We start from the raw sequence: 24,639 nt of genomic DNA, 5'->3' as shown, positions 1-24,639 counted from the left end.
TTCTTTTTATCCTTTCAACTTATTTTAATCAACTAAGCAAAGGAGTATACATTATGATGTTTGGAAAACCTTCTAATGAACCGAAACCGGAAACAGAATTTCCTTCCCTGGCGGCTGAACCGGAGCCTGCCCCCGTTCCCGTCCCCAAGCCGGTAGAACGTATTGATACGATCATCGGTGAAGGCACACGGATTTTAGGGACCCTGCACTGCAAGACCCTGCTTCGTGTGGACGGGGTGATTGAAGGAGATGTCATCTCTGACAGCAAAGTGGTTGTCAGTGAAAAAGGTCTAATTAAGGGGAACATTTCCGCCGAAAATTTCACCCTGGGCGGTGAACTCACCGGAAATGCCAAAGTCAGGGGAAAAGCCGAGATCCTTTCCACCGGCAAATTATATGGTGATATTCTGACGAAAACCCTGATCATGGATGAAAGCGCTGTCTTTGACGGAAAATGTTCCATGACAAAGGCTGTGGAGGAATTAAAAAAGGATACCCTGCCGGATCTTCCCGGCATGAAAGATTTGATGGAAACTAAAATACCGGAGATATAAGAATGTCTGTTAAAGGGAAAAAGCATTTATCCATGATGTTTGCCTTATGCAAAACTATCGCGGAGAGCGCTGAACATTTGAACGAATACAGTGAAGATCACTTTCTGAAGCAGGATACTGTTACCGGCCTGAATACCCTTGAGGCGAGTCTGGAATCTTTTAAAGCCTATTCTGCCATACAGGCGACCCGGCTTTTCAGATCCTGCGTTGAAAACGACTTATATCTGTATTCCGGGGATTTCGCATCCATCGTAAGCCACTGGCATACTTCTGTCCTCAGAACCATACAAATGCTGTGGACTGCCGAGTCACAGAGGTGTCCTGTCTGCGATAAGCCCGGGAATCCCTTTTATACCGCCTATTTCTACCGTAATACCGGCGGTTCGGATGGTTCTGCCTCTGTTTCCCGTTTGTGGATGCAGTGTCCCGGCTGTCTGAACTGCTATGCGGTAAAAAATTCATCCTATCCTTTCCCCGTACCGGCTGACGCCGATACAGGCTCCAACAGATATATCCGTATAGCTGAGGTGGTAAAGGAGCATATGAAAGGCGGTTTTCTGCTGTTTGCAGGCGAAAATAACAATGCCTTTACATCTGCATTGGATGACAACAATTATATCATTCAGAGGTGCTCCCTGAAACAGCTGGAGGATCGTTCTTTCTCAGAAGAATTACAGGGCTGCTTTCAGGCCGTCCTCATTGAGCATCCCGGCCGTTCCGCAGATTTAAAAAAGTTATTGGAAAATGCGTTATACTACCTGGATGACTCAGGTATCTTATGGTTTGAAGTAAGGAATCTGGGCGTTGACCTTCTGAATCTGGTTATGAAGGGCACTCCCCTTCCGGAATCGGCGGATACGAACGTTTTTTTATTCCCGCAGGGCATCGAATACCTGAAAGATATCCTTGGTTTCGATATTATCAGCCGACGCCGGATCGAGGAAGAAGGAACGATAGAATTTGTTCTGCAGAAGCTGTAATGCGGCATATATAAGAAGAAAAGAAAAGGAATACTCCTCCGGTACAATTCGTCCGGAGGAGTATTCCTTTTCTTCTTTTACTCTTTATGCTGCAGTCCGTTAAACGCTAAAACAGGCGTTCCAGCCTGGCTATGGAACGCCTGTGATAGCTGCTTGCCTGTTGCCAGGCAGCGCTCATCCTTAATTTTACAGATGATACAGGTATATCATTATGACTGATTAAACTGTCGTATAATTTATGACTGATTAAACTGTAATCTGATATTATGACTGATATAAATGTAATATATTATGACTGATTAAAATGCAATATATTATGACTGATATTACTGTAATAACTGAAGAACACCCTGAGGCAGCTGATTAGCCTGAGCAAGCATAGCCTGAGAAGCCTGAACCAGGATATTATTCTTGGTATAAGACATCATCTCATCAGCCATGTCAACGTCACGGATACGGCTTTCTGCTGCGGTCATGTTCTCTGTAGTTACACCCAGGTTGTTGATGGTGTGCTCCAGACGATTCTGGATAGCACCCAGATCACCACGGGTGGAAGATACGGAGTTGATAGCGGATTTGATCTTATCTACAGCCGCTTTTGCTCCGGACTGTGTAGCAATGCTGATTCCGCCGATTCCAAGAGAGCTGGAGCTCATATCGCCAACAGAAACTGTCAGCTGATTGAAATCTGCTGCGGTATCACCGATCTGAAGGGTAAGACCACCATTCATGCTGTTCTTGCCTTCGGTGGAAATTCCGAGAGTTGAAGCAATATTGCCACCATCTTTATCTTCGAAACCAATCTTCTTACCTGTGGTATTATTGAATTCCAACTGACCGTTCGCATTCAACTTTACAGTAACTTTTCCATTAAGGGCTTCATCAGTACCGGTAGTACCTTTTGCTGTATCATAATTAGCAAGAGCATTATTAATCGCTGTCTGCAGTGAAGAAGCAATATTTGCCGGGGTAGCTACACCAGCTGTTGTAATAGCAATTTCTTCCCCATCAATAGTCATGGTAAAACTGCCATTATAATCACCTGCAGCATTCTTCAATGCGCTGACAGGTCCTGCAGTGGAAAAATCATTACCAGTTCCGTCTATACCTGTTAATACTCCAAGAAATCCCGTGTTATTGCTGTCCTTTATTGTTACATTAGAATTTCCATCTTTCTGACCACTTGTAATATCAAATGTTCCGGAACCATTTCCTTTTACTGTAATACTGGAAACAGAAGCGCCATACTGAGTATTATATTTTTCAATGGCATCATTTATTGTTCTCTGAATAACTTCCGCTGCTTTTTTAGTATCTGCTGCATCTACTGAAGTCCAATCCTTTGCAAGCAGTGCTCTGTCATCTGCATCAAGAACACTCCAATCAACTTCAATTTCTGTACCATCTACCACAACTTTATCAGTATTTGCCCAATTTACATTGTTTCCCGTTGTGTCAGCAGTAGCAGTGGCAGCATCTGCGTTGCCAGTAGCAGCCTTATAAGTAACAACCTGAGCACCTGTCAGTCCGCCGCCTGCACCTGTTCCGCTCAGAGAGCCATCCAGCAGGTTAATTCCGTTGAAGTTGGTTCCTTCAGAAATACGGTCAATTTCAGATTTCAGGGAATCCAGTTCCTTCTGCAGGTTTGCACGGTCAACCTTGTTGTCATAGGTTCCATTTGCAGACTGGTCAGCCAGCTCAACCATACGATTCAGCATGGAATGAACTTCTGTAAGAGCGCCTTCTGCTGTCTGAACAAGAGAGATACCATCGTTGGCGTTCTTCTGTGCTGTCTTCAGACCGGTAATCTGTGCTCTCATCTTTTCAGAGATAGCCAGACCAGCGGCATCATCACCTGCACGGTTGATTCTGTAACCGGAAGACAGTTTTTCAAGGTTCTTTGATACAGCATTGTTGTTTCCGCTAAGGTTTCTGTAAGAGTTTAATGCTGCGATGTTGTGTTGAATTCTCATAAATATACCTCCATGTAATTATGTAAGGGAAATCCTTTTCCCTTAGAATTAGTGTGGTGTGAAACAATAGTTTCCACCTGAAACAATGAACTTCTTTGGCGCGCCATTGCCAGTTAAACACTTGGGAACAAGTTCATCCAACTGTGTTCAAATACTATATCGTCATGATTTTTAATTAATTAAGTTTTTTTAGTATTTTTAGAAAAAAAAATAAGATTTTTTTTGAAGGTCACCGCAGCACAAAAAACGCGGGGCATTTCCCCGCGTTTTCTGTGTATTTCCGCCGTTATGTCAGTCAGAAAAATCTCATAAGAATGATGGAATTAAGTATCACAAATGCCATACAGCCGGCTCCGACGGCCGTCCTGAAAACCATGCTCTTCGTTTTCTCTTTCCCGTCTTCTTTTACCCTCTTTGCACTGCAATACTTGAACACTGCAAGAAGCATGGGCGCGGTATCCAGATAAACGGCAAACAACAAAGAAAACCATGCCATGGCCGGAAATCTTCCGAACAGATAGTTACCGGCCTTTTCCACATCATTTAATTCCAGCAGGTAATTTCTCTGCATCCCCGTAATGCCCCCCAGAAGCTTTTCCCTCTCCTTCTTCCATTGTTCCGCCTTTTTCCCTGTCTGTACCATATCCGTTACGTCTATATCCTCAGGGATGAGCAGTACCTGGCTTTTCAGCCCTGTCAGAGCCTGGTTCCAGGTGTCTCTCCACAGATTCAGCCCTTCCTCGCCGCCGTCCATTTTAACAAGCCTCTCTGTTTCTTCCGCAACAGTATCTTCCTCTTCCAGCCAGGCGATAACGCCTCTGATATCCGAGGCTGTTCCCAAATCTGACCGCAGCTTCAGATAGTCTTCCAGAAGCTGTTCATATTCTTCCATGTTCTGGCCTGCCTGCGTCCCGCCAACGAGGGTGGCATAAATATTATCGGTCATCCGCCCTATTTCCTCGAGATCCGGTTCCGAACTCCCCAGCTGGGCCATTATTCCCGCAAAGTCCTGATCCGTCTGCCCGGACGCACTGTTTTGTGTCAGCTGTCCGGCGGACAGCATGGACTGCACCGCACGGAGCCTGTCCCGGATTTCCTGCGCTTCCTTCGCATCATTTTCTTTTTCATCCTTCAGGGAACGAATGCTTTCCGTTTTCTCATTGATGGAGTCGGTATAGCTGCTATGGGCATCCGAACCTGCGGCAACCTTCGTCCGTTTATCAATCAGCTCCGTCCTCTGCTGATCCAGCTGGAAGAGCTTGCTGTCCGTTTCCTCCAGCTTCTGCGTAACCGCCTCCAGTTCCCCGCTCAAGGTCTCTTCTTTTTCTTTTAGCGTATCCAGAATGACGGAGACCTCCCCGGATGCGCTTTTTCCTTCCTGCAGGGCATAAATGGCCTGCAGCATACGGGGATCCTCCGCAAACAGAGGAAGATAATTCTGATACTCCACCGAAGTACCCGCAGTCAGGACTGTCCCGTCATTTTGTACCGCCCTGCTTTTAAAAGCGGTTACATCCCCAAGGACCTCCCCAACAGCCTTTTCCATGGCTTCTCCCGCCTGTACCGTAAGTTTCTGTTTTCCTTCCTGATAAAGTCCTGTCATCTCTATCTGGGCATCCTTCATCCAGGTATCCTGATAAATAACATTGGACATAAATATGTAGCTGAAGCCGGAAGACCACAAAACAGTGAAAACATACAGCCCTATGGCACAGGCCTTTGCGGGCAGGGCTTTTCCCATCAGATATCTGGGCAGCCGGAGATTCAGGGAAAGCAGTATCCCCTGAACCGCCAGGGATATCAGATAGCCATGGATCCTGTCCTCCCTGAAAAAGAAGCGGTTCATGCCTTCTGCCGTAGTATACAGGGAAATAAAAGCCAGAAAGACAGAACATATATTAATAAAATTCCAGAATTCCGTTTCTTTTTTCTTTATCCGGTTCATCCCAGTTCCTCCTGTATCTCCTCATCCATTTCATCCTCATCATCCGCACGGATTAAATCATATCCCCAGTTCATAAATTCCGGCACAAACTTTACGAACTGCAGCAGACACAGAAGCAAATCCCCGGCCATTCCCATTATTATGCGGGCTACCCGGTCCATATATTTTTTCAGCCCGCTTTCCTTATTGATAAAGGCCTCCAGCAGCTTGTATATCACATGTACCCCCACATAGCCTGCCGCCAGTGCTGCGGCTGCCAGAAGCGGCACTGTCAGGCCTCCCGCGTTTTCAAACAGGGCCAGCCACCCGTCGAACCTTTCTCCGGGAAGCACCAGATATGCGGCAATCAGGATAAACAAAAAGATACTCAGCATCTTCAGAAAAGACGGATTCCTCACATCTATCTTCCTGTTTTCATCAAATACCGAACCTATCACATCCATAAAAGCCCTCATAAAAGTGAGCAGGATCCACGTTCCGCACAATATTATCGTCAGCAGGACCAACAGCCATCCGAATGCATACAGCATGAGCTGCAGCCTGCTTTCCGCGCTTTCCCCTATCAGATTTTCATCTTTGACAAAGGCATAGCAAAGGATTGTAAGAAATACCATAACGGCTGCAGCCGCCACGATATACCCTGTAATATGCAGAATCCCCATAGCCTGTCCCATTCTGCTTTTCTTGTTATCATCTTTTTTCATTCTGAACCTCTCCTTTCGTGTCAATATAATATAAATATATGCTTACTCCGGGAAATTATGACAGATTTATACACTTTTTCCTGCGTGCGCGATGAATGAATCTTCGCTTTTTGGACATAAAAATACCGCGTTCCCTCTGCAGAGAACGCGGTTTACTGTTCATATATCAGCTATTAACTAAGAAAATCAATATTTGGAATCATAATAGGATGCTGTCTGCTGACTGCTGTAATCATTGATCGGGCTGTCGTATAACTCATTTTCCATTGCATAGGACTCTCCGCCCAGCTGCTTCAGCCTGAACTGGCTCACCAGATTCTTCAGCATCTGTGCCTGTCCGGAAAGCTCTTCACTAGCAGCGGCACTTTCCTCAGCAGTAGCCGAATTAGTCTGGACAACGCTGGAAATCTGATCAATTCCCTGTGTAACCTGGGCAATAGCAGATGCCTGTTCGCTGGCTGCCTGTGAAATATTATCCACAACCACCACTACCTTCTTCGCATTATCCACGATTTCCGTCAGCGTATGTGCCGTAGCATCCGCCAGCTTGGTTCCCCTCTCCACCGCATGGATAGAACCTTCTATCAGCGCTGCCGTACTCTTTGATGCCTCTGCTGACTTACTGGCAAGGTTACGCACCTCATCCGCCACAACAGCAAAGCCTTTGCCTGCCACACCGGCACGGGCCGCTTCAACGGCAGCATTCAGTGCAAGAATATTGGTCTGGAATGCAATATCTTCAATCGTTTTGATAATTTTACTGATCTGGCCAGATTTTTCGCTGATTTCACCCATGGCATCAATCATTTCCTGCATCTGATGATTGCCTTCTTCAATCTTCACACCGGCATCCTCCGCCAGTTCATTGCCGTGACGGGCATTTTCAGAGCTTTCCCTGATCTGGGTGGATATTTCATTAATCGTAGCTGCCAGTTCTTCCACGGAGCTGGCCTGTTCGGTAGCTCCCTGGGAAAGTGCCTGAGCGCCTGAAGAAACCTGCTCGCTTCCTGCCGATACCTGGCTGGATGACTGATTGATTTGGTTCAGCGTCCTTGACAGATTGTCTGTAATGCTTATAATCGCTTCTTTAATAGGAATATAGTCGCCCACATAATCCGCCTGAGGCATAACTGTAAAATCACCCTTGCCGATTGCGCCCAGCTGCATATCAACATCTTTGATAACCGCTTTTATGTAAGCGCTCATTTCCCGGAAGGCTTCCGCCAGAATACCCAGCTCATCCTTGGAATAATAGTCCACCTTGATATCCAGAGAGCCAGCTGCAAGCTTACTTGCGGCATCCCTGATCTGCAGAACCGGTCGGCAGATCGCTCTGGAAAGCGTAATAGCAATCACCACACACAGGATATCCAGTATAATCATCAGGATAAGCGCCAGGTTGCTTGAGCTTTTCAGGGTTGCGCTGGCATTATTATTGAATTCCAGCGCCCTGTTCATTGAATTATCCACAATCTTCTGCGCATCGTCCAGCGTTGACTCAAAAATAGGTTTGTATTCCGCCATCAGCTTCTGCTGCGCATCATTGGCTCTTCCGTTCAAAATGAGCTGATTGATCTCCTTCGACAGAGCCTCCAGCTTCTCCAGATCCTGGGATACTTTCCCTATCATCTGCTGCTCTCCCAAAAAACGCTCCTGGATAACAGGCAGGCTTTTTGCGATTATATCGCCGGCTTCCATTACATCATCAAAATAGGTGGAATCTTCATACAGACACATCTCAACCATGCCGCGTCCCATTCTCTGCAGCTGCGCCTGCATCATGCTGCTTTGCGTGCTGACGGTAAACGGGCTTTGATACAGCTGATCAGTCAGTTTCCCTACCTTCTCCATCTTTGACATGGTGTAAATCATCATCGCCGTACATAAGGTCACCACAATCGCGAAAGCAACCATTAATTTCACTCTTATTTTCAGGTTCTTAATCATCCATTTACCCTCCGTTTTATACATTCTGTTCCATTACCCTAAACTTATGTGAGCTTTTTGACTCATACTCCAATCAGTATTTACTGTTGTCAAAGGAACTTACGGTTGCCGCTCCTCCTGGCACAGTATCGTAGCTATTCACCTCACATCCTGTAATGAAACCAGTATTTGCCGTTCCGTCATCCTGCAAAGTAAATCTTCCTACCAGACGTTTCAGGATCTGTGCCTGTCCGGAAAGCTCCTCGCTTGCAGCGGCGCTTTCCTCAGCCGTTGCAGAATTCGTCTGGACAACACTGGAAATCTGATCCACACCCTGTGTTACCTGGTTAATGGAAGCTGCCTGTGCATTGGATGCTTCGGAGATCTTGTCAATGGTTTCGGTAAGAACCTTGGTTCCTTCCACTACTTCCGTCATGAAGTCTGCCGTCTGGCCTGCTATCCTGGTCCCGTTTTCAACAGCCTTCAGGGAAGCCTCTATCAGAGCAGCCGTACTCTTGGAAGCATCTGCCGATTTGCTTGCAAGGTTACGCACCTCATCTGCAACAACCGCAAACCCTTTTCCGGCACTGCCTGCACGCGCCGCTTCCACAGCTGCATTCAGGGCAAGAATATTCGTCTGGAATGCGATATCTTCAATTGTTTTAATAATCTTTCCTATTTCATTGGAAGAATTGCTGATTTCTTCCATAGCCGCGATCATTTCCTGCATCTGGCCATTGCTTTCCGCCATCTGTCTGCCTGTCTGCACCGCTTTCGCGCTGACATCCATCGCATTCTCTGCATTGCTCTTAACCTGCTCGGAAATCTCATTGATGGTAGCTGCCAGTTCTTCAATGGAAGAAGCCTGTTCCGTGGCTCCCTGTGACAAAGCCTGGGCACCGGAGGATACCTGCTCACTTCCGCTTGCCACCTGATCGGCGGACTGGTTAATCTGACGCAGCGTTTCGTTAAGACTCTTCTTGATACCTCTCATGGCTTCCAGAATCCCCTGGAATGCACCAACATAACTGTCTGCCATTCTTGACAAAACATTGAAATTGCCGGTTGCCAGTTCCCCAAGGACATAAGCTTCATCCGAAATAATGGCTTTCAGCCTGCCTGTCATTTCCCGTACACTGTTTGACAGGCTTCCCAGCTCATCCCTGGATTCATATGCGATGGTAACATCCAGGTTTCCTCCTGCCATCTCTTTTACCGCCGCTTCAATCTCCTTTATCGGTTTGGTGATTCTGCGGGTAACATCCACAGCCAGAATGATGGTTGTCAGTAAAGCCACAGCTGATATAATAATCAGCAGAACCATAGTTGCAGATTTATCAGACATCGAAGCTTCATAATCATCTGCCGCAAGATTGGTGGTATAATTATCCATCTTTTCCAGCAGATCCTGTGCCTCCGTCAACAGAGGCTTATAGCTGTTAAAGAACACTTCCACCGCTTCCTCATTTCTGCCCCGTGTTGCCAGATCCTGCACCTCAGTTCTGTACTGTATGCTGGAATTCATAATCTCCAGTGCCTTCGCGACGTCGCTCTTATCGCCGCGGTAATTCTTCTCCATATAATCAAATTCTTCTTTCAGAATCTGCATTTCCGTGTCTGCCTCTGCAAAATAATCCTGCGCTTTCTGCTGATCTGTTTCCAGCATGCCGAAAGCGATATCCTGAATCGCAGACTGTATTGTCCTGCGCATATCAGTCGCCTTATGCGACACCTGATATCCTACCGAATAGAAATCCGTAAAACTGCTTGAAAGGCTGCTGAGGCTGTAAATTGCAACACCTACCGTTACAAGAAGCAAGATAAGAATAACCTCGAATGTAATGGATAATTTTTGTCCTATTTTTAAGTTTCTCATTTGTGCTTTCTCCTTAACTATATTTCGCTCTGGTATGCTGTCTGCGCAAGGCTCTCAAATTCCTGCTCTCCCAGAAGCTTCTTGATATCCATAAGTAAAACAATTTTATCCTTCACCTTAGCAACCCCTGTCAGGTAACGGGCTGCCGCATCATTTCCCATACGCGGAGGCTGTGTAATCAGTTCATCCGGAATTTCCGCCACTTCATCCACCTGTTCCACCACAAATCCGAAATAGCTTCCCCGAACATCCGTCACAATAATACAGGTACGGTCACTATATTCTATAACCGGTTTAAAAAGCCTGATTCTGACATCGATAACAGGTATGATCTCTCCTCTCAGATTAATAATCCCCTTTGCATACTCCGGGAATTCCGGAATTTCAGTTATTTGCTGCATTCCTATAATCTGTACCACATCTGCTATCGGAATTCCAAAGAGCTGTCCGTCCGTAAAATAGGTCAGATACTTGCTCCCCAATTCTTCGGACAGAGCAGCTTCTTCACTCATAAGTTTTTCAGTTCCATCCATCTCCATATCCCTTTCTCCTGTCACTCCAGTGTATTCTGTTGAACTCTTTCACCACCCTAAGCGGTCTTATTTTATTTTATCGGCGCATATGTTAAAAAAATAAAGTATATTTCATATAAGATTTATATTTCCTTCATATATTCCGGCAAAACTATCCCTGAACCCCTTTGTCCGCTTCCCCTTCCTTCATTTCTCTGCTCCGCTGCTTATTCAGCATTTCTATCAGCGGACTCTTATTCTGCATGAAGGAACCATAATCTCCTATGCCTCCTCTTCCGTATTCTTCAAACATAATTTCGGCATATTTTACGGCCTCAAAATAAACATATGAAATTTTGCTCTGCTTAAGCTTGTTTTTCCTCATGAACTCATTCAGCTTATCCCATCTTCCGGTTTCGTAATCTTCCACAAAATTCAGCACCTCACCCAGGATTCCGCTTCGGTAAAACAAAGCTTCCCTTGATTCATCGGAAACCTTGATCTGTTTCAAAAGACTCTCAAGGTTATCACGGACGGTAATATCTATTGTGGAGAACATACCTACCAGGTAGGCCTCCTCCTGCAAATCTCCCCGTTTCATCAGACTAACCAGTTTTTCTGCAAAAACACCCCTTATCAGCGCGCGTTTTGCAGTTTCATTATCCTTTTTGCCGAATACATCGCTCAGCAATATGGCTAAGGTCCATCTTCTCACTTCAATGAGCCCCATACGCACCAAAGACTGTTTCACCGTTTTTACCCGGTACTTCCCTCCATACTGCAGGGTGTTCACCCTCATCAGGAATTTATAAGACAGATTTACGTCCATCATAATAATCTCCGCCAGCTTGGTGAAGTCCGTATCAGGCTTGGAAAATTCCTTAAGCAGACGCATATAGGTAGTCAGTGCGATTTCTGTTTTTTCCTTGGACAGCAGGACCGGTTTGGAATAATAATACCCCTGCAAAAGGGAATAGCCGTTATCCACGGCCCATTTTTGTTCTTCCTCTGTTTCTATTTTTTCTGCCAGAAGAATCTTGGAATCCTTATACTTCTGCGCAATTGCTGTCTGTACCTTCTTATCTGTCAGCCGGAAATCCACCTTGAGGATATCCGAAACCGATATGAGCCTGTCCTTATTATCTTCCCCCGTATAATCATCCATGGCAAAGACATATCCTTTTTCCCGGAATGCTGCCAGTGTGGATTCCAGATTGGAATCATCATTAATATCTTCCAATATTTCTATTATGAAATGCTTGGGATCCATAATACTGATGTATTCGTTCCGAAGAAGCTCCTGCGTCAGGTTGACAAAAGCATACACACCACCGGTAAGATTCTCCAGCCCAAACTCGCTCAGCATATTGGAAAGCAACAGACAGGTCGCCATACTGCCGTCTATCTCCATGTTAAATTCATTACGATCGCTGTCCCTGTATAAGAATTCATAACCGAATAATTTCCCGGTCGAATCAAAAACAGGCTGCCTGGCGGCGTATATCTTCATACATAATCCTCCTGAAACAAATTGCAGGCGTTTTCTGTCCGTCCGCCTCTTTTACGGTTTTAAACCGTTATATCCAATATGCCGCCTGCCATCGAAATATCAGCGCCTCCGGCTGACGGACCCATCCCTGCTGCCGCCCCATATGATCCATAACTTTGATCCTGGCAGGTAGTATCCGTTTCCACGCTGTTTTCATATTTTTCCAGCTCTTTCTCCAGCCTTCGTTCCTGCGGTGTTTCATAATAATCCCTGATCTGCCCATATTCCCTGATCTTACGTCCCTCGCGCTTCTTTTTAAGAAGCAGCTTAAGACGGAGGCTTTTTTCATATTCCGCTTTTTTTGCCGCTTTTTTCTGCTGCAGCTGCAGTATTTCTTCTTTTTTAAGAAGCTTATCCTTCAGCTTTGCCTTCAGCAGAACCTGTTCCGCCTGCTTTACCAGTACGGCCTTTGTCCTTCTGTCCCCGCTCCCTGATTTCAGCTGGTTTATCTGCGCCTGGATTCCTGATATCGTCCTGCGGACCGCCTGACGGTTCCCCGCTCTGGCAATTTTCACCAGATCCTTCGCCGGTACATACCTCAGCTTTTTCTTTTCTATCGTCATAGTCCCTTTTTCCGTCCTTATGCGGAAATAAGAACCATCCTCCTTACCCACATTCCTGATGCCGGAACCATTGGATACCGGCTTCGGCTGTATATCCTTCTGGGAAAGCACCCATTGGGTGACCTCCCCGTCTTTATCCAACACCAGTCCGCAGCCCAGGAGATGTTTTCCCTGGGACGGGAGCTTTCCGAGTTTTCCCGCCTGCTCCTGCCTTGCGGATTTCAGGGCTTCCATACATTTTTTTTCAAACTCCGGATCCTTCTGCATTCTTTCCAGCGTTTCTCTGGATATGACGATTTGGAAGCTGCCCTTATGGGAAAGGGCATAATCCTTTATGCTGTCTTTCCCCGATAAATCTGCAACAGAAATACTCCTTCCGGGAAATAAGGATTCCAGATATCGAATATATTCCTCTTCCTTCAACGCATCGGAGGTTTTGAGCCCGCTTTCCCCGTTTGCGGGTACACTGCTTCGCATGACGTCTTTTGTCTTGACTCTGTCATTGAACGATAAAGGAAGTTCCGTCTGTTTTAAGGTATCCGCCGCTCTTTCACCGGGATACATATACAGGTTTTTTCCAAATTGACAAGACTCGGCTCTAATCATAATGAGCAGTCCCTCCCCTCTCCTGTCTCCGTTTGTTACACTCTATTATTTCTATCGGTTATTTGTTCAAAAAAATAAGAGTATCTGAAAAGAAAAAAGAGTATATCTGTGAGTTTTTGCCTCAGTCAGATATACTCCATTATTATTCCGTCCGTTTTCCTCTTATGACGGACATTCGACTTTCTTTTATCTGTTCCGCGCAGATATTCCAGCAGCGCGGCGGCACTTACAGCTTAGAAATCCAAATCCTCTCCATTACTTTCAATCACCTTCTTATACCAGGAAAAGGACTTCTTTTTCTTCCTCTCCAGCGTTCCGTTCCCTTCATTGTCTTTATCAACATAGATAAAACCGTACCTTTTTTTCATCTCTCCTGTTGTAAACGATACGCAGTCAATACATCCCCAGGGCGTATAGCCTATCAGATCCACGCCGTCCTGTATGACGGCCTTCTTCATTTCTTCAATATGCGCTTTCAGATATTCTATACGGTAATCGTCACGGATGCTCCCGTCCGTCTCTATTTTATCCACGGCTCCGAAACCATTTTCCACAATAAAAAGGGGGATCTGATAACGCTCGTACAGCAGGTTCAGCGCGTAGCGCAGTCCCACGGGATCAATCTGCCAGCCCCATTCACTGGCCTTAACATAAGGGTTCGGCACACTTCCCGGGAACCCGTCCAGTCCGTTTCCTTCCGCCACGGCGCCTGCCTTTACGGCATTCGTCATATAGTAGCTCAATCCCACATAATCCACCGTCCCCTCCCTGAGAATCCTTTCATCCTGAGGCTCCATCTTCACATGAATGTTTTTGCGCTCCCATTCCGGCCATACATATGAGGGATAATATCCCCTCACATGCACATCCCCGAACAGATACCGATCATGCATGGCTTCCACAGAATACATCATATCCTCGGGATTGCAGGAATACGGATACAGCGGAACACAGGCCATCATACAACCGATTTTGAAATCCGGATTGATCCTGTGCCCTTCCTTTACCACCAGGGCGCTGGCAACCAGTTCATGATGGACCACCTGGTACATGCACTGTTCCGGATGGGGATCGTCGTTAAATATTACTCCGGAACAGGTATAGCCAAACAAAGGATACTTGTAATTTTTCTGGTTGTTAATTTCATTGAAGGTCATCCAGTATTTTACCTTATCTTTATACCTTTTCATGACTGTAAGGGAATATTTCACAAAAAAATCAATCACCTTCCGGTTTTTCCAGCCGCCGTAATTCTTCACCAGATGATAAGGCATTTCAAAATGGGAAAGGGTTACCACAGGCTCTATTCCATATTTCAGGAGTTCGTCAAAGAGCTTGTCATAGAACATAAGCCCCTCCTCATTAGGCTCCTCTTCGTCGCCCTTCGGAAAAATCCTCGTCCACGCGATGGAGGTGCGCAGACACTTGAATCCCATCTCCGCCAGGAGCTTGATATCTTCCTTGTATTTCCCATAAAAATCCGAAGCCTCAAGGTTCGGATAATAATATCCTTCCAGAACGCCGTCCGTTATCTTACGATCCACTCCGTGGGCCCCGGCGGTAAGCACATCGGCAATGCTTACACCTTTGCCTCCCTTATCCCATCCTCCTTCTATCTGATGGGCGGCAATAGCGCCTCCCCACAAAAAATTCTCCGGTAATGTACGCATCTTTTTACTCCTTTATTTTAAACTCATGATGGTATCGGTTAAGGCTTCATGCCTGCCTGTCCCTGTTTCCACTGCTCTGTCCGTATCCGTTACAATATAGATAACGGTACTGTCGTATCCCTCTTTTTCCAGTTTCTTTTTATCAAATTCCACAAGCAGATCCCCTCTTTTTACCGGATCTCCCTGGCTGATATGAGCCGTAAAGCCTTTTCCGCCCAGCTTAACCGTGTCAATACCGATATGGATTAAAAATTCATTTCCTCTTCTGTCCGTCAGGCCAACGGCATGTCCGGTAGGAAATACCACCGTCGCGGTTCCGTCAAAGGGCGCGTAAATCCTGCCTTCCTCCGGCTGTATGCCCACGCCGTTCCCCAGCGCTCCGGAAGCAAAGGCCTCATCCCTTACCTTATTTAAAGGAATTACATTCCCGGTAACCGGAGAAGCCAGTTCTGTATTCTCTGTGTTTGCTTTGGAAACCTTTATATTCGTTTCACAGCCTTCCGGCACCTCTGCATTCTCCGCATTCCGCACACCGGCTTCGGCTGCTTCTTCCTTAAATCCGGCAATATAGGTAAGAATGATTCCCAATACAAATGCGATCAGAACGGATAGCAAAAGTCCTGTAAACTGGGACATATGCCCTGCTTTAAAATAGGCGGGAAGGGTGGCGATCCCGGGCATATTATAGCCCCAGGACACCGCGCGGAATGCGCCTGCGACCGCTCCGCCCACAGCGCCTGCAATACATCCGCAGATCATGGGTCTTTTCAGACGCAGGTTCACGCCGTAAATGGCAGGCTCCGTAATACCAAAAAGCCCTGTAATGGCCGCAGAAGCGGAAATTCCCTTCATTTCTTTATCCTTTGTTTTCAGGAACACACCAAGGGCTGCGCCTGCCTGGGAAAATACGGCTGCTGCCTGAAGGCCGGTAAAAGTATCATATCCCAGTGCGGCATAATTTCCCACCGTAACGGGTGTGATTCCCCAATGTACGCCGAATATAACCAATACCTCCCAAAGGCCGCCCACAATAATACCCGCCACAATCGGGCTCAGCCCATACAGGAAATTATAAACATCACCGATAGCACCGCCGATTGTGTTTCCCACGGGCCCGAAGGCCAGCAGGGTAAGCGGCACCATAACGGCAATGGTAAACATCGGTGTGAATAGATTCCTCACTACCAGGGGCAGATACTTTTCAAAGAAACGTTCCACATAAGAAGCAATCCAGATTGCCAGAATAATGGGAATAACGGAAGAAGTATAGCTTAACAGCTGAACCCTGATTCCAAGGAAGTATACCGGCTCTCCCGCATTGACCATGGCCATGTAATCCGGGCTCACCAGAGCACATGCAATTACGACCGCAATAAAAGTATTCACTCCGAATTTTTTGGCCGCCGTCACCGCTATCATAACCGGAAGGAAGGTAAATGCCGTCCAGGATATAAAGTTCAGGATCTGATAGGTTCCGCCCGCCGTATTAATAAGATTCATGGCAGCCAGCACGCCCAGAATCCCCTGCAGGATACCGCAGGCCGCCAGTGTATACAGAAACGGAGCAAAAATTGCGGATATGACATCCACAATCCGCGTAAAAATGCCGGCCTTCTGCCCGCCGCTCTTCTGCGCCTCTTCTTCATCTATACTGACCAGCTGCGTTACAAACCCATACGCATCCTTTACATGATTTCCAATAACTACCTGGAACTGGCCTCCGGCCTGCACGGTAGTAATGACGCCCGGGACTTTTGCGACTCTGTCTTTATCCACAACAGATTCATCCTTCAATATGAACCTGAGTCTGGTCGCACAATGTGTGACATTGATGATATTTTCATTACCGCCAAGTTCTCTGACAAGCTCGCCGGCTGTTTTCCGATAGTCTATCGCCATCTCGTTTTCTCCTCTTTATTTTCCTTATTCTGTCTGACTAGTAATACAGCTGCTCATATGGCTGTTTTTATAAAATCTGCAATATTACTTTTCCTATTTTCTGCAGAATAACGGATTTTGAAACATGTATGGAGAAAAAAGAATTTGTTTCTATTCAAAAAACGAGTTAGGTAAGGTGCTTTTTGAAGACAGGGTAACCATATACAAACAGGCCATGGTTCCCTGATTCTGCGGTTCCATGGCCTGTTGCTTATTTCTTGTTTACTTTATTTTTCTTCTAGTTTTTCTACACGGCGGAGAAGTTCCTCATATTGTCGTTTTTGTTCGCTTATTATCTGCGCCTGGCTCTTAATAGTTTCAGACTGCTCATTCAGAGCCTGCTTCTGGGCATCTATCGTTTCCTGCATTTCATCAATCATATATTGCACCGTATTCCGATCAAGTTCCTGCAATTCCTTTGAATACATTCCCATCACCTTCTCCATATTGAGACAGATTTCATAAATATCCCCGTAGATTTCACGGAAGCCCGGATAGCTTTCAATCAGTTCAATAATGCGCTTCGGTTCCTCCGAAGCAAAAAACATCAGCCAGGCATCCAATTCGTTTTCTACAGTTTTATTTTCCATGTTTTTTCGAAATATGTCAAGCGCTATGAAGATAAAATTTTGCAGAAGATTCATCTTCAGCCCCGTATCAAATCCCCAGAACGATTTATGGATATACCTGTTTTCCAGCATCCTGATTTCCATGGGGCTTTTTTCAAATATAACGATAGTATAGACATTTTTGATATTCTTATAGCTGAACTTTCCTTTTTGCCCCCGCTGCTTCTCCCTGACTCTTTTGTACTGTCTCAGCAGCAGATCCGCCGAATAGCATGCGCTGCGTTCTCCGGGAAAAGCATAGCCTATTTTCTGGATCTCGATATCCGCCAGAGCTCCATCTTCAAATTCCACGACAATATCGGTAATGAGCAGAGAACCCTCTGCCGCAATCCTCGTACTGTCATTGGGAATTACCTGCTTAATTGTAACCTTTTCCCCTATAAGCAGTGACAGGAATTGATTCAGCCTGCCCGGCGCATATTCCGGGTTCATTATTTCCTTAAAAAAAGAATCATAGAGAATTTTAACCCCTTTTACCCCGGTACAGAAATCAAGGAATTCTTCCCTCTGCTCCTGTTCCCAGCTGTTAAAAATGGTTCTTAAGCCCACCGATGCGTCGATCTCCTCCAGCACCTCCTTTCTTTCCCTTATGAGCGGGAAATAGTCTTTGAGCCTGTTTGCCATAAGCAATGCCCTCCTTTATTTTATTTTCCTGTCATCACCTGGTATTTGCTCCGAAAAGGAAGCACGGAAATGATAGACGGCCACCCGGGCCTGAATAATCCGGCAGCTTAGATACTGCCAGATGACGAAATAAGAATAACATACAGAGGGTATTTACGCAATAGAATCATTATACTTCCTGTTATACTTTGACGAACCTGTGTAGTTTTTAAGATCAATAAAAAAGGAATCCGCAAAAGGTAACTATTCATAAAACAGTATCAACTAATAAACTGAATTAGGGTAGCTGCCATACAGGGTGAAACCAAAACGGGCATATCGTTTAAAAGACCATATGCCTGCTTTGTTAACTTGTGTCCTAATGTGCGACACAACTTGGAGTTTAATAATGATTTTGATAGCAAAAAGCATAAACTCGTAGTAAAATATCAAGGAGAAATTCGTAAAAGTATTAAAATTAAAAGGTGGATGGTAAACATGGGAACTATAAAGGCACTATTAGTGGGAGTATGTGATTATTTAACAATTAAGTGTTCTCCTTTGCCTTTGTGCAAAAATGATTTGTTTGCAATGAGAACGGCACTTATTCATGGATTGAATGTAAGTTCAAACAATATAATTCTATGTGGCGAAACGGGAATAGTAACAAAAATCGAGCTTGTTACATCAATACATACTGCCCTTAAAGACTCAACAGAGGATGATACATTTATCTTATACTTTTCTGGTCATGGCGGGAAGAATTGTTTAGTATTAAGCGATGGTTTAATTGAACTACAAGACCTCATTAATACAATAGAACAAATACAAACAAAAAATAAAATTGTAATTATAGATAGTTGCCATTCTGGAGGTTTTGCACTTGATAATGTTCCGATAATAAACCTTGATGAAACGGTAGAGCATTTTGCCGGACGTGGTTTTGCAGTTTTAGCCTCTTGTGGAGCTGAGCAGTTTTCCGGCTTTGATGAAAATAGAAAAATAAGTCTGTATACAAGTTTCGTGTGTGATGCACTAACCTCACATTTTTGGATTAGAAAAGGAAAGAAATCTCTTGAAGCAATAAACGAAGCAATATTTCACTTTGCAGAAGTTTCAAATAGGAAAAATGGACACAACTTTCAACAACCTATTTTCCGTTCAAGTATAGGGGGAACGATATTTTTTGATGTTGAAGAATACAATCCCTACAAAGTTGCAAAAATATATGAGGAAACAGATGACTACATTATCTATAATGTTGAACCAGTACATCATGCCGGAGCAAAAAGACTGTCTGTTAAAGTAATTTTGCGCTTCCAATGCTCTATGGAGCAAATTGCTGAAATTGCAACGGAAATAAAAAACAAAGTGCTTTATTATGAAGTACACCAGAATGAAATTGCAGAAGCACATCATAAAGGCCATGCGGCAAATATTGTTTGGTGTTATTTCGGATATGACGAAGACGATATGGTAGATTGTAATTATATTTGCCACACCACATGGGTTGATGATTTGCAGGACAAAAAATGGTGGTATCGTAGTTCAAAGAATACCATTTTTACAAAAGGGGTTCACATCGATGTGCATGGTTCATATGAATTAATCAAGAGCCTTAAAGAAGATACCATGAGCAAAGACGAATTAATTAAAATCACGAGAGAATACACCGTAAATATTATATCGGCGGCAGAGCAGTATATCAAAATCTTTAGAGAATACCTTAACAACACCATAACAGAGGAACAACTCATAGATAGCGTTGCCCCTCTTAATATTGAAATTTCAAAATGGTCTTTTAAGCAAAGCGAGTTGCCAATACCCCCAAAAGAGCTACACGATTGGGCACATATACATACAAAACTTTCCTGTACAATACAAGATTTTTCTCTTTTTTATGATAGAAAAAACTTACAAACATGGAAAAGTGAAAATCGAAAATGGTTATTGAAAAATGCAATCAAGCAATATGAATTGGAATTAGAAGAGCTGAAAGTTGCAGATAAGCTAATTTAAAATAATGAAATATATCCTGTTTTGTTACGCAATAGGACGCCATTTTGAGGGGTACTAGTATAAAAAACTTACCCATGCCCTTACTGCGTCTGTGCATCTGGCTCTTTGATAACTGACATGTGTAATTGTCGTATGTTAATATAAAGTTTCTCGCTTACATTTGAGACAGTACAGAGGGAACTTCTTTAGCTCCATATATGCTCGAATTTTAATCGTATCTTATGCCACAAACAGGGCATAAGATCCATTCGACTTTATTTATTTTTACTTCAATTTTTTCTCCTCCTCAACCGTAAATATTTCTTCAATCGTTACATCAAACACTTTTGCTATATTCCATGCCAAAACTAAAGAGGGGTTATACTTTCCCTTTTTGAGGTTTCCGATTGTTTCACGACGTACACCTACTTTTGAGGCTAATTCCTCCTGCTTCATATCAAATCTCGCTCTATACTCTTTTATTCTGTTTTTAATCATTTTTTGCATTTAACCTTTCTTTTATTTCCATAGCAAACGTTAAAAATACAAAAACAGCTATTGACGCTCCAACCCCTAATGCTGTTCCAGCAGCTAATGGATTGCTGCTAAGATTAAAATATGACAGTATCAAAGTTGCAGACGTGATAATTAAAAGATTTGAAGCGAAAGCAAATGTAGCGCATTTTCTCATTGTTACTATGAACATTTCATCAGGAGTCACCCAAAAATATTCAAAGAATAAGGCAAATGCAAAGAAATATAGGACTAAAGGTTCATCTCCAAATATACCTCAAAATCCTAACAGCGAAAGAAAACCTATACAGCCATACCAATTTTTCATTGTTCTACTCCTTCTATAGTGATATATTTCGCACTTTGTGTTATAAATATACCTCATTTCTTTTCTGAAATCAACGGTAAGAGAAAAACAAAAGCTTAAGGTTTTTAGGTGAATTAAATAAAGTCAAACGTTATGGTATTGCAGCCGTTATGTGCAGCAATATTTTTTGCCCTAAATTGGTTTTGTGTTTGGCATTTTGGGATTCTCCCCGTATTAAGAAATGAGAGAAACTTTTTGAAAAATCTTCTCTGAAACTTTGGTAAAATCGTTCTCTGCGGTATTGTAGGTAGTGAAAAGAGAGTTCGAATGGAAAACTGAAAACGAAATGTGCAAATCATTGTGCGAGTAACAGTGAAATAACGGGTACATCATTTAATTGGATTTACAGGAAGTTCGGGTACGAACTTCAACCGTCCGAGTTGAAACAAACTGTTAGAGCGGCTTGAGAATGGCGAAGTATCTACGTTGATAGTCAAGGATATGTCGCGGCTTGGGCGTGATTATCTGAAAGTGGGCTTTTATACCGAAGTCATATTTGTAGAAAAGGACGTTCGGTTTATCGCTATCAATAACGGTATCAACAGCGCAAACCAACAAGAAAACTACTTCACCCCTTTTTTGAATATCATTAACGAGTGGTATATAAAAGACACAAGCAAGAAAATCCACGCTGTGATGAAATCCAAAGGCGAAGTGGACGAGCATCGCTGTACCAGTCCGCCCAATAGCTACATGAAAGCCCCCGACAATAAACACAATGGATTGTGGACGAAACCGCCGCCGAAGTAGTCAAGCGGATATTTCCTCTCTGCTTAGAGGGATACGGACCGTCGCAGATTGCCTGTATTCTGAAAGAGGATAAAATCATCACACAGACTATCCATTTTCAACGGACAGGCAAAGCGACATGGAACACGTAGCCGGATAATCCGTATAACTGGACGAGCGACACCATAGCCGACATTTTATAGCGTCCAGAGTATCAGCGATATACGGTAAACCGCAAGACCTACAAACAGTCCTACAGGAGCAAAAGACCTATTACAATTCCCTCAAAAAACAGCTAGTATTTGAAAACACCCATGAAGCAATCATAGATGCTGACACATGGGAACGGGTGCAGGAACTCCGTAAAACAAACACCGCCTGACGAGGACAGGAAAGACCAATCTATTTTATGGAATTATACGTTGCACCGATTGTGGGGAAAAGCTGAATTACTGTACACGTAAGAACTTTGAAGCGCGGCAAGACCATTTTGTTTGTTCCACTTCAAGGCTGAAAAGGAAAGAAGTCTGCCCTACTCATTTTATCCGCGCCGTTGTATTGGAACAGGGTGTATTTGCTCATATGCATCTTGTGATTGCCTGTGTGTCTACCCATGAGGAACACTTTAGGGCGGCAATGGGCGCAAAACAGAAAGCCGAAGTAAAGAGAGAACTTACGACAAAGCAGTGGCAACTGGCGCAAAGTGAACGGCGCGTTATAGAACTTTACCGACTATTTAAGCGTATTTACGAAGATAACGCCAACGGGAAATTATCTGACAGCAGATTTCAAATGCTCTCCAACGACTATGAGCAGGAAGAACAGTCAGAAAGCATTGGCAGGTTTATCGGCAAAGTACGGAAGTATCTCGACTTGGACGAGCTGATGCACCCCATTTTGAATGATATGGTAAAGACAGTATATGTCCATACTCCCGCCAAGTCAAGCGAGCATAGGGAACAGCAGATTGATATTTCCTATGACTTTGTGGGAATAATCCCAGCATCCTTGCTCTATGACCTATCAAACGGAGAAACGGCATATCCGATGCTACGCCGTTTCCCTAAAACATTCCTATGCTATTTTATGAGTGCCGCCCTAACAGCAGATCCCTTTTTTATAAATTGTTATAACTTTTCTAAAGCCACAATTTATTCGCTTTCATCAGGCCGGTGAAAAAATTCAACCATATCCGAAAATTCCTCCAGGCAGAGATCATACTCCTCCATGAAGGCCGCCGCCTCTTTTCCCACATAACGGAAATGCCAGGATTCATAATCCATTCCGGTAATATCTTCTTTTCCCCTGTCATAACGGACAACAAACCCATACTCGGCACAATGTTCCGCCAGCCAGATCGCTTCCGGCCTCTTCGCCTGTTCCTCATCAAGGCACTGGTAATCCTCTCCCACAATATCTACGGAAAGCCCTGTATGATGTTCACTCGTGCCGGTTAAGGCAAGCGTACGCTTTACCCGGAAAAAAGCATCATGATAAGAAAGCCCCTTGTCCATATACTGTGAAATAGATTCTTTCTGCAGTTCGTTCTGCCTTTCATAATCTCTGTAGGAAGAACAGATAATAAGGGAATATCCTTCTTTTGCCGCATCATCAATCATCTTTTCCAGCTGGTAAACGATTCGCTGATCCACAAACTGCCCGTTCCGTGTCGGCGCCAGCTTTACCGTATATTCAGGATTCAGCGGATGGGCCTCATTGATGAGAAGATATCTCCAGTCCTCCGGATCCGCATGAAAAGGAATCGAAAAATCTCCGCGTACAATGTCTGTTTTTGAAGTTTCATCCTTCAGCACACGGCCGCTTTCAGCCGCAGCGGCAGCAAACTGTTTTTTATAATCATCCCGCTCCTGAGAAACAGTCCGGTACTCTTCACAGACAGCAGCATAATCCTTCTTAAGAGATACATAATGTGCAGAAAAGAAAATGACGGTTCCGGTCAGCAATACAAACAAAAGAAATACACAAAACAATATTACATGTTTATAAAAGGCTACACTCCCCAAATAAGGCCTTCCTTCGCGGTTTTCCTGCGGAGCGGCCTCAAGCTGCATTTCCATATCCGACATGTCAACAACCCTCTCACTTTTCAGAGCCGCCAACATCCAGCAGGCCTTTTAATCTGGCGCCATTATACATGGAAACACAATCTGCAGATACATTTCCTATGACCACTGAGGATTCCCTCAGCTCCATATTCTGGGAAATCATCAGATTGCCTTCCGCAGAGCCGTTAAATATAAGGCTGCCAGCCGTAATATCTCCTTTTATGTGAGACTGCTTTTCCACAGTGACATCGTTGACAACAGTAACATTTCCCTGGATATTTCCGGAATTAAAACGCAGAGAAGATGCCCTCACATCTCCTGTGATATTACCCGTCAGGGTTATCTGTCCTTCACAGGCTACATCCCCTACGATCTCACCAAGTATCTTGAGGTTTGATCCGGATCTCACATTTCCTTCAATAATAACATCTGAGGTGATAACCGACTCCATCTTGGGAGTATCCATAACGGGCATGGCAAAGTTCTCTGCCCTCACCTGCGTTCCCCTGCCGGAAGCCATATCAGCGCCTGCCGCAGAAGGAACCTGTACCTGCTGTTCCGGCTCTTCACTCACCGGAGAATCCGGTTCTCTTTCCGGTTCAGCCTCCTCTTTCCTTTCTTCCGCTCCGCCTGCCTGCACTTCACTGCGTTTTTCAGCGCCGTCGATTCCCAGCAATTCATTCATTGCTTTCTTTAAATTACCTTCGTTTTTCTTAACCATCGGACCTTCTCCTCACATACAACGATATGATATCAATTATACTCACAAAATATAAAGTGCACAAGGTAATTGTCACTTTTTGTCGTTTTTATTGTATAAGCGAGTAATCCCTTTCCTCCCGGCCCTCCCTCCTGCGCACCGTGTCCCTGTCCTTTTCCCTGGCCCCTGCCCTTTCCGGAAACCGTCCGGCGGCACACCTCTCTGCCTGTCGGCTGCA

Annotated in this window: 24 protein-coding genes and 1 pseudogene; 8 read left to right on the top strand and 17 right to left on the bottom strand. The window is 44.5% G+C overall.

The features are described from left to right. Nucleotides 1-53 precede the first annotated feature (53 nt). On the top strand, nucleotides 54-554 hold the full coding sequence (locus tag BLA28_RS13230; protein WP_009250578.1) for a bactofilin family protein: 501 nt from the start codon (nucleotides 54-56) through the stop codon (nucleotides 552-554). Between the two features lie 2 nt (nucleotides 555-556). Then, a complete protein-coding gene (locus BLA28_RS13225; RefSeq protein WP_069159097.1) occupies nucleotides 557-1,534 on the top strand; it encodes a hypothetical protein in 978 nt (325 codons plus the stop codon). 326 nt (nucleotides 1,535-1,860) lie between these two features. Here the strand turns inward: BLA28_RS13225 and BLA28_RS13220 are convergent, their stop codons facing one another. The 11 genes from BLA28_RS13220 to BLA28_RS13170 all read right to left on the bottom strand — a co-directional run bounded on the left by BLA28_RS13220 (nucleotide 1,861) and on the right by BLA28_RS13170 (nucleotide 18,049). Continuing rightward, a complete protein-coding gene (locus BLA28_RS13220; RefSeq protein ID WP_069159096.1) occupies nucleotides 1,861-3,507 on the bottom strand; it encodes a flagellin N-terminal helical domain-containing protein in 1,647 nt (548 codons plus the stop codon). A gap of 295 nt (nucleotides 3,508-3,802) precedes the next feature. Continuing rightward, entirely contained in the window at nucleotides 3,803-5,452 is a 1,650-nt protein-coding gene (locus tag BLA28_RS13215; RefSeq protein WP_069159095.1) for a kinetochore Spc7 family protein, read from the bottom strand. Next, nucleotides 5,449-6,156, bottom strand: a complete 708-nt coding sequence (locus BLA28_RS13210; protein WP_069159094.1) for a hypothetical protein — start codon at nucleotides 6,154-6,156, stop codon at nucleotides 5,449-5,451. The genes BLA28_RS13215 and BLA28_RS13210 overlap by 4 nt, the downstream gene beginning before the upstream one ends. Nucleotides 6,157-6,342: 186 nt before the next feature. After that, the gene (locus tag BLA28_RS13205) at nucleotides 6,343-8,103 is read right to left on the bottom strand and encodes a methyl-accepting chemotaxis protein (protein ID WP_081330201.1); all 1,761 of its coding nucleotides are present in this window, start codon (nucleotides 8,101-8,103) and stop codon (nucleotides 6,343-6,345) included. Nucleotides 8,104-8,176: 73 nt separating this feature from the next. Continuing rightward, nucleotides 8,177-9,958: a methyl-accepting chemotaxis protein gene (locus BLA28_RS13200; RefSeq protein ID WP_069159093.1), complete on the bottom strand. Its 1,782-nt coding sequence runs from the start codon at nucleotides 9,956-9,958 to the stop codon at nucleotides 8,177-8,179. A gap of 17 nt (nucleotides 9,959-9,975) precedes the next feature. After that, nucleotides 9,976-10,497 (bottom strand): chemotaxis protein CheW, encoded by a 522-nt coding sequence (locus BLA28_RS13195; protein ID WP_081330200.1) that lies wholly within the window; start codon nucleotides 10,495-10,497, stop codon nucleotides 9,976-9,978. 145 nt (nucleotides 10,498-10,642) lie between these two features. Then, nucleotides 10,643-11,980 carry an EAL and HDOD domain-containing protein gene (locus BLA28_RS13190; RefSeq protein WP_069159092.1) on the bottom strand — a complete coding sequence of 446 codons (1,338 nt, stop codon included), beginning with the start codon at nucleotides 11,978-11,980 and terminating at the stop codon, nucleotides 10,643-10,645. A 59-nt stretch (nucleotides 11,981-12,039) separates the two neighbouring features. Next, nucleotides 12,040-13,188 carry a DUF6033 family protein gene (locus BLA28_RS13185; RefSeq protein WP_069159091.1) on the bottom strand — a complete coding sequence of 383 codons (1,149 nt, stop codon included), beginning with the start codon at nucleotides 13,186-13,188 and terminating at the stop codon, nucleotides 12,040-12,042. Between the two features lie 233 nt (nucleotides 13,189-13,421). Next, nucleotides 13,422-14,858 carry a 6-phospho-beta-glucosidase gene (locus BLA28_RS13180; protein WP_069159090.1) on the bottom strand — a complete coding sequence of 479 codons (1,437 nt, stop codon included), beginning with the start codon at nucleotides 14,856-14,858 and terminating at the stop codon, nucleotides 13,422-13,424. A 12-nt stretch (nucleotides 14,859-14,870) separates the two neighbouring features. Then, on the bottom strand, nucleotides 14,871-16,757 hold the full coding sequence (locus BLA28_RS13175; protein ID WP_069159089.1) for a beta-glucoside-specific PTS transporter subunit IIABC: 1,887 nt from the start codon (nucleotides 16,755-16,757) through the stop codon (nucleotides 14,871-14,873). A gap of 266 nt (nucleotides 16,758-17,023) precedes the next feature. Beyond that, entirely contained in the window at nucleotides 17,024-18,049 is a 1,026-nt protein-coding gene (locus tag BLA28_RS13170) for a PD-(D/E)XK nuclease family transposase (RefSeq protein ID WP_069159088.1), read from the bottom strand. Between the two features lie 477 nt (nucleotides 18,050-18,526). On the opposite strand from BLA28_RS13170, the gene BLA28_RS13165 reads away from it, so the two are divergent. Next, entirely contained in the window at nucleotides 18,527-20,047 is a 1,521-nt protein-coding gene (locus BLA28_RS13165; protein ID WP_069159087.1) for a caspase family protein, read from the top strand. A 135-nt stretch (nucleotides 20,048-20,182) separates the two neighbouring features. Here BLA28_RS13165 and BLA28_RS34880 read toward each other — a convergent pair whose 3' ends face one another. The 3 genes from BLA28_RS34880 to BLA28_RS33395 all read right to left on the bottom strand — a co-directional run bounded on the left by BLA28_RS34880 (nucleotide 20,183) and on the right by BLA28_RS33395 (nucleotide 20,813). Then, entirely contained in the window at nucleotides 20,183-20,242 is a 60-nt protein-coding gene (locus BLA28_RS34880) for a cysteine-rich KTR domain-containing protein (protein WP_071699248.1), read from the bottom strand. A gap of 69 nt (nucleotides 20,243-20,311) precedes the next feature. Further along, on the bottom strand, nucleotides 20,312-20,524 hold the full coding sequence (locus tag BLA28_RS13155) for a helix-turn-helix transcriptional regulator (RefSeq protein WP_069159165.1): 213 nt from the start codon (nucleotides 20,522-20,524) through the stop codon (nucleotides 20,312-20,314). After that, nucleotides 20,517-20,813, bottom strand: coding sequence for a DUF3796 domain-containing protein (locus tag BLA28_RS33395; RefSeq protein ID WP_141702991.1), 297 nt, complete (start codon nucleotides 20,811-20,813; stop codon nucleotides 20,517-20,519). The genes BLA28_RS13155 and BLA28_RS33395 overlap by 8 nt, the downstream gene beginning before the upstream one ends. 483 nt (nucleotides 20,814-21,296) lie before the next feature. Between BLA28_RS33395 and BLA28_RS13145 the strand changes: the two genes are divergently transcribed. The 5 genes and pseudogenes from BLA28_RS13145 to BLA28_RS34195 all read left to right on the top strand — a co-directional run bounded on the left by BLA28_RS13145 (nucleotide 21,297) and on the right by BLA28_RS34195 (nucleotide 22,811). Then, complete coding sequence (locus BLA28_RS13145) at nucleotides 21,297-21,656, top strand: recombinase family protein (RefSeq protein ID WP_330388928.1); 360 nt, start codon at nucleotides 21,297-21,299, stop codon at nucleotides 21,654-21,656. Continuing rightward, complete coding sequence (locus BLA28_RS34790) at nucleotides 21,632-21,787, top strand: recombinase family protein (protein WP_169897249.1); 156 nt, start codon at nucleotides 21,632-21,634, stop codon at nucleotides 21,785-21,787. The genes BLA28_RS13145 and BLA28_RS34790 overlap by 25 nt, the downstream gene beginning before the upstream one ends. Before the next feature lie 17 nt (nucleotides 21,788-21,804). Further along, nucleotides 21,805-22,017 carry a recombinase family protein gene (locus BLA28_RS34675; RefSeq protein ID WP_081330209.1) on the top strand — a complete coding sequence of 71 codons (213 nt, stop codon included), beginning with the start codon at nucleotides 21,805-21,807 and terminating at the stop codon, nucleotides 22,015-22,017. Continuing rightward, nucleotides 22,014-22,160: pseudogene (locus BLA28_RS34670) on the top strand (DUF4368 domain-containing protein); the annotation flags it as partial. The gene BLA28_RS34675 and the pseudogene BLA28_RS34670, both read left to right, overlap by 4 nt. A 57-nt stretch (nucleotides 22,161-22,217) precedes the next feature. Continuing rightward, on the top strand, nucleotides 22,218-22,811 hold the full coding sequence (locus BLA28_RS34195; RefSeq protein ID WP_242880650.1) for a DUF4368 domain-containing protein: 594 nt from the start codon (nucleotides 22,218-22,220) through the stop codon (nucleotides 22,809-22,811). Here BLA28_RS34195 and BLA28_RS13130 read toward each other — a convergent pair. The 3 genes from BLA28_RS13130 to BLA28_RS33975 form a co-directional block, all read right to left on the bottom strand. Then, the gene (locus BLA28_RS13130; RefSeq protein ID WP_169897248.1) at nucleotides 22,787-23,722 is read right to left on the bottom strand and encodes a M15 family metallopeptidase; all 936 of its coding nucleotides are present in this window, start codon (nucleotides 23,720-23,722) and stop codon (nucleotides 22,787-22,789) included. The two genes, BLA28_RS34195 and BLA28_RS13130, sit on opposite strands and share 25 nt — an antisense overlap. Nucleotides 23,723-23,735: 13 nt before the next feature. Continuing rightward, nucleotides 23,736-24,422 carry a bactofilin family protein gene (locus BLA28_RS13125; protein ID WP_069159083.1) on the bottom strand — a complete coding sequence of 229 codons (687 nt, stop codon included), beginning with the start codon at nucleotides 24,420-24,422 and terminating at the stop codon, nucleotides 23,736-23,738. Nucleotides 24,423-24,454: 32 nt separating this feature from the next. Next, nucleotides 24,455-24,639, bottom strand: a 185-nt coding sequence (locus tag BLA28_RS33975) for a hypothetical protein (RefSeq protein ID WP_207650796.1), incomplete at its 5' end; no start/stop codon positions are given.

The organism is Eisenbergiella tayi (assembly GCF_001881565.1).
GTDB lineage: Bacteria > Bacillota > Clostridia > Lachnospirales > Lachnospiraceae > Eisenbergiella > Eisenbergiella tayi.
This window is presented reverse-complemented; position numbering and strand designations above follow the sequence as displayed.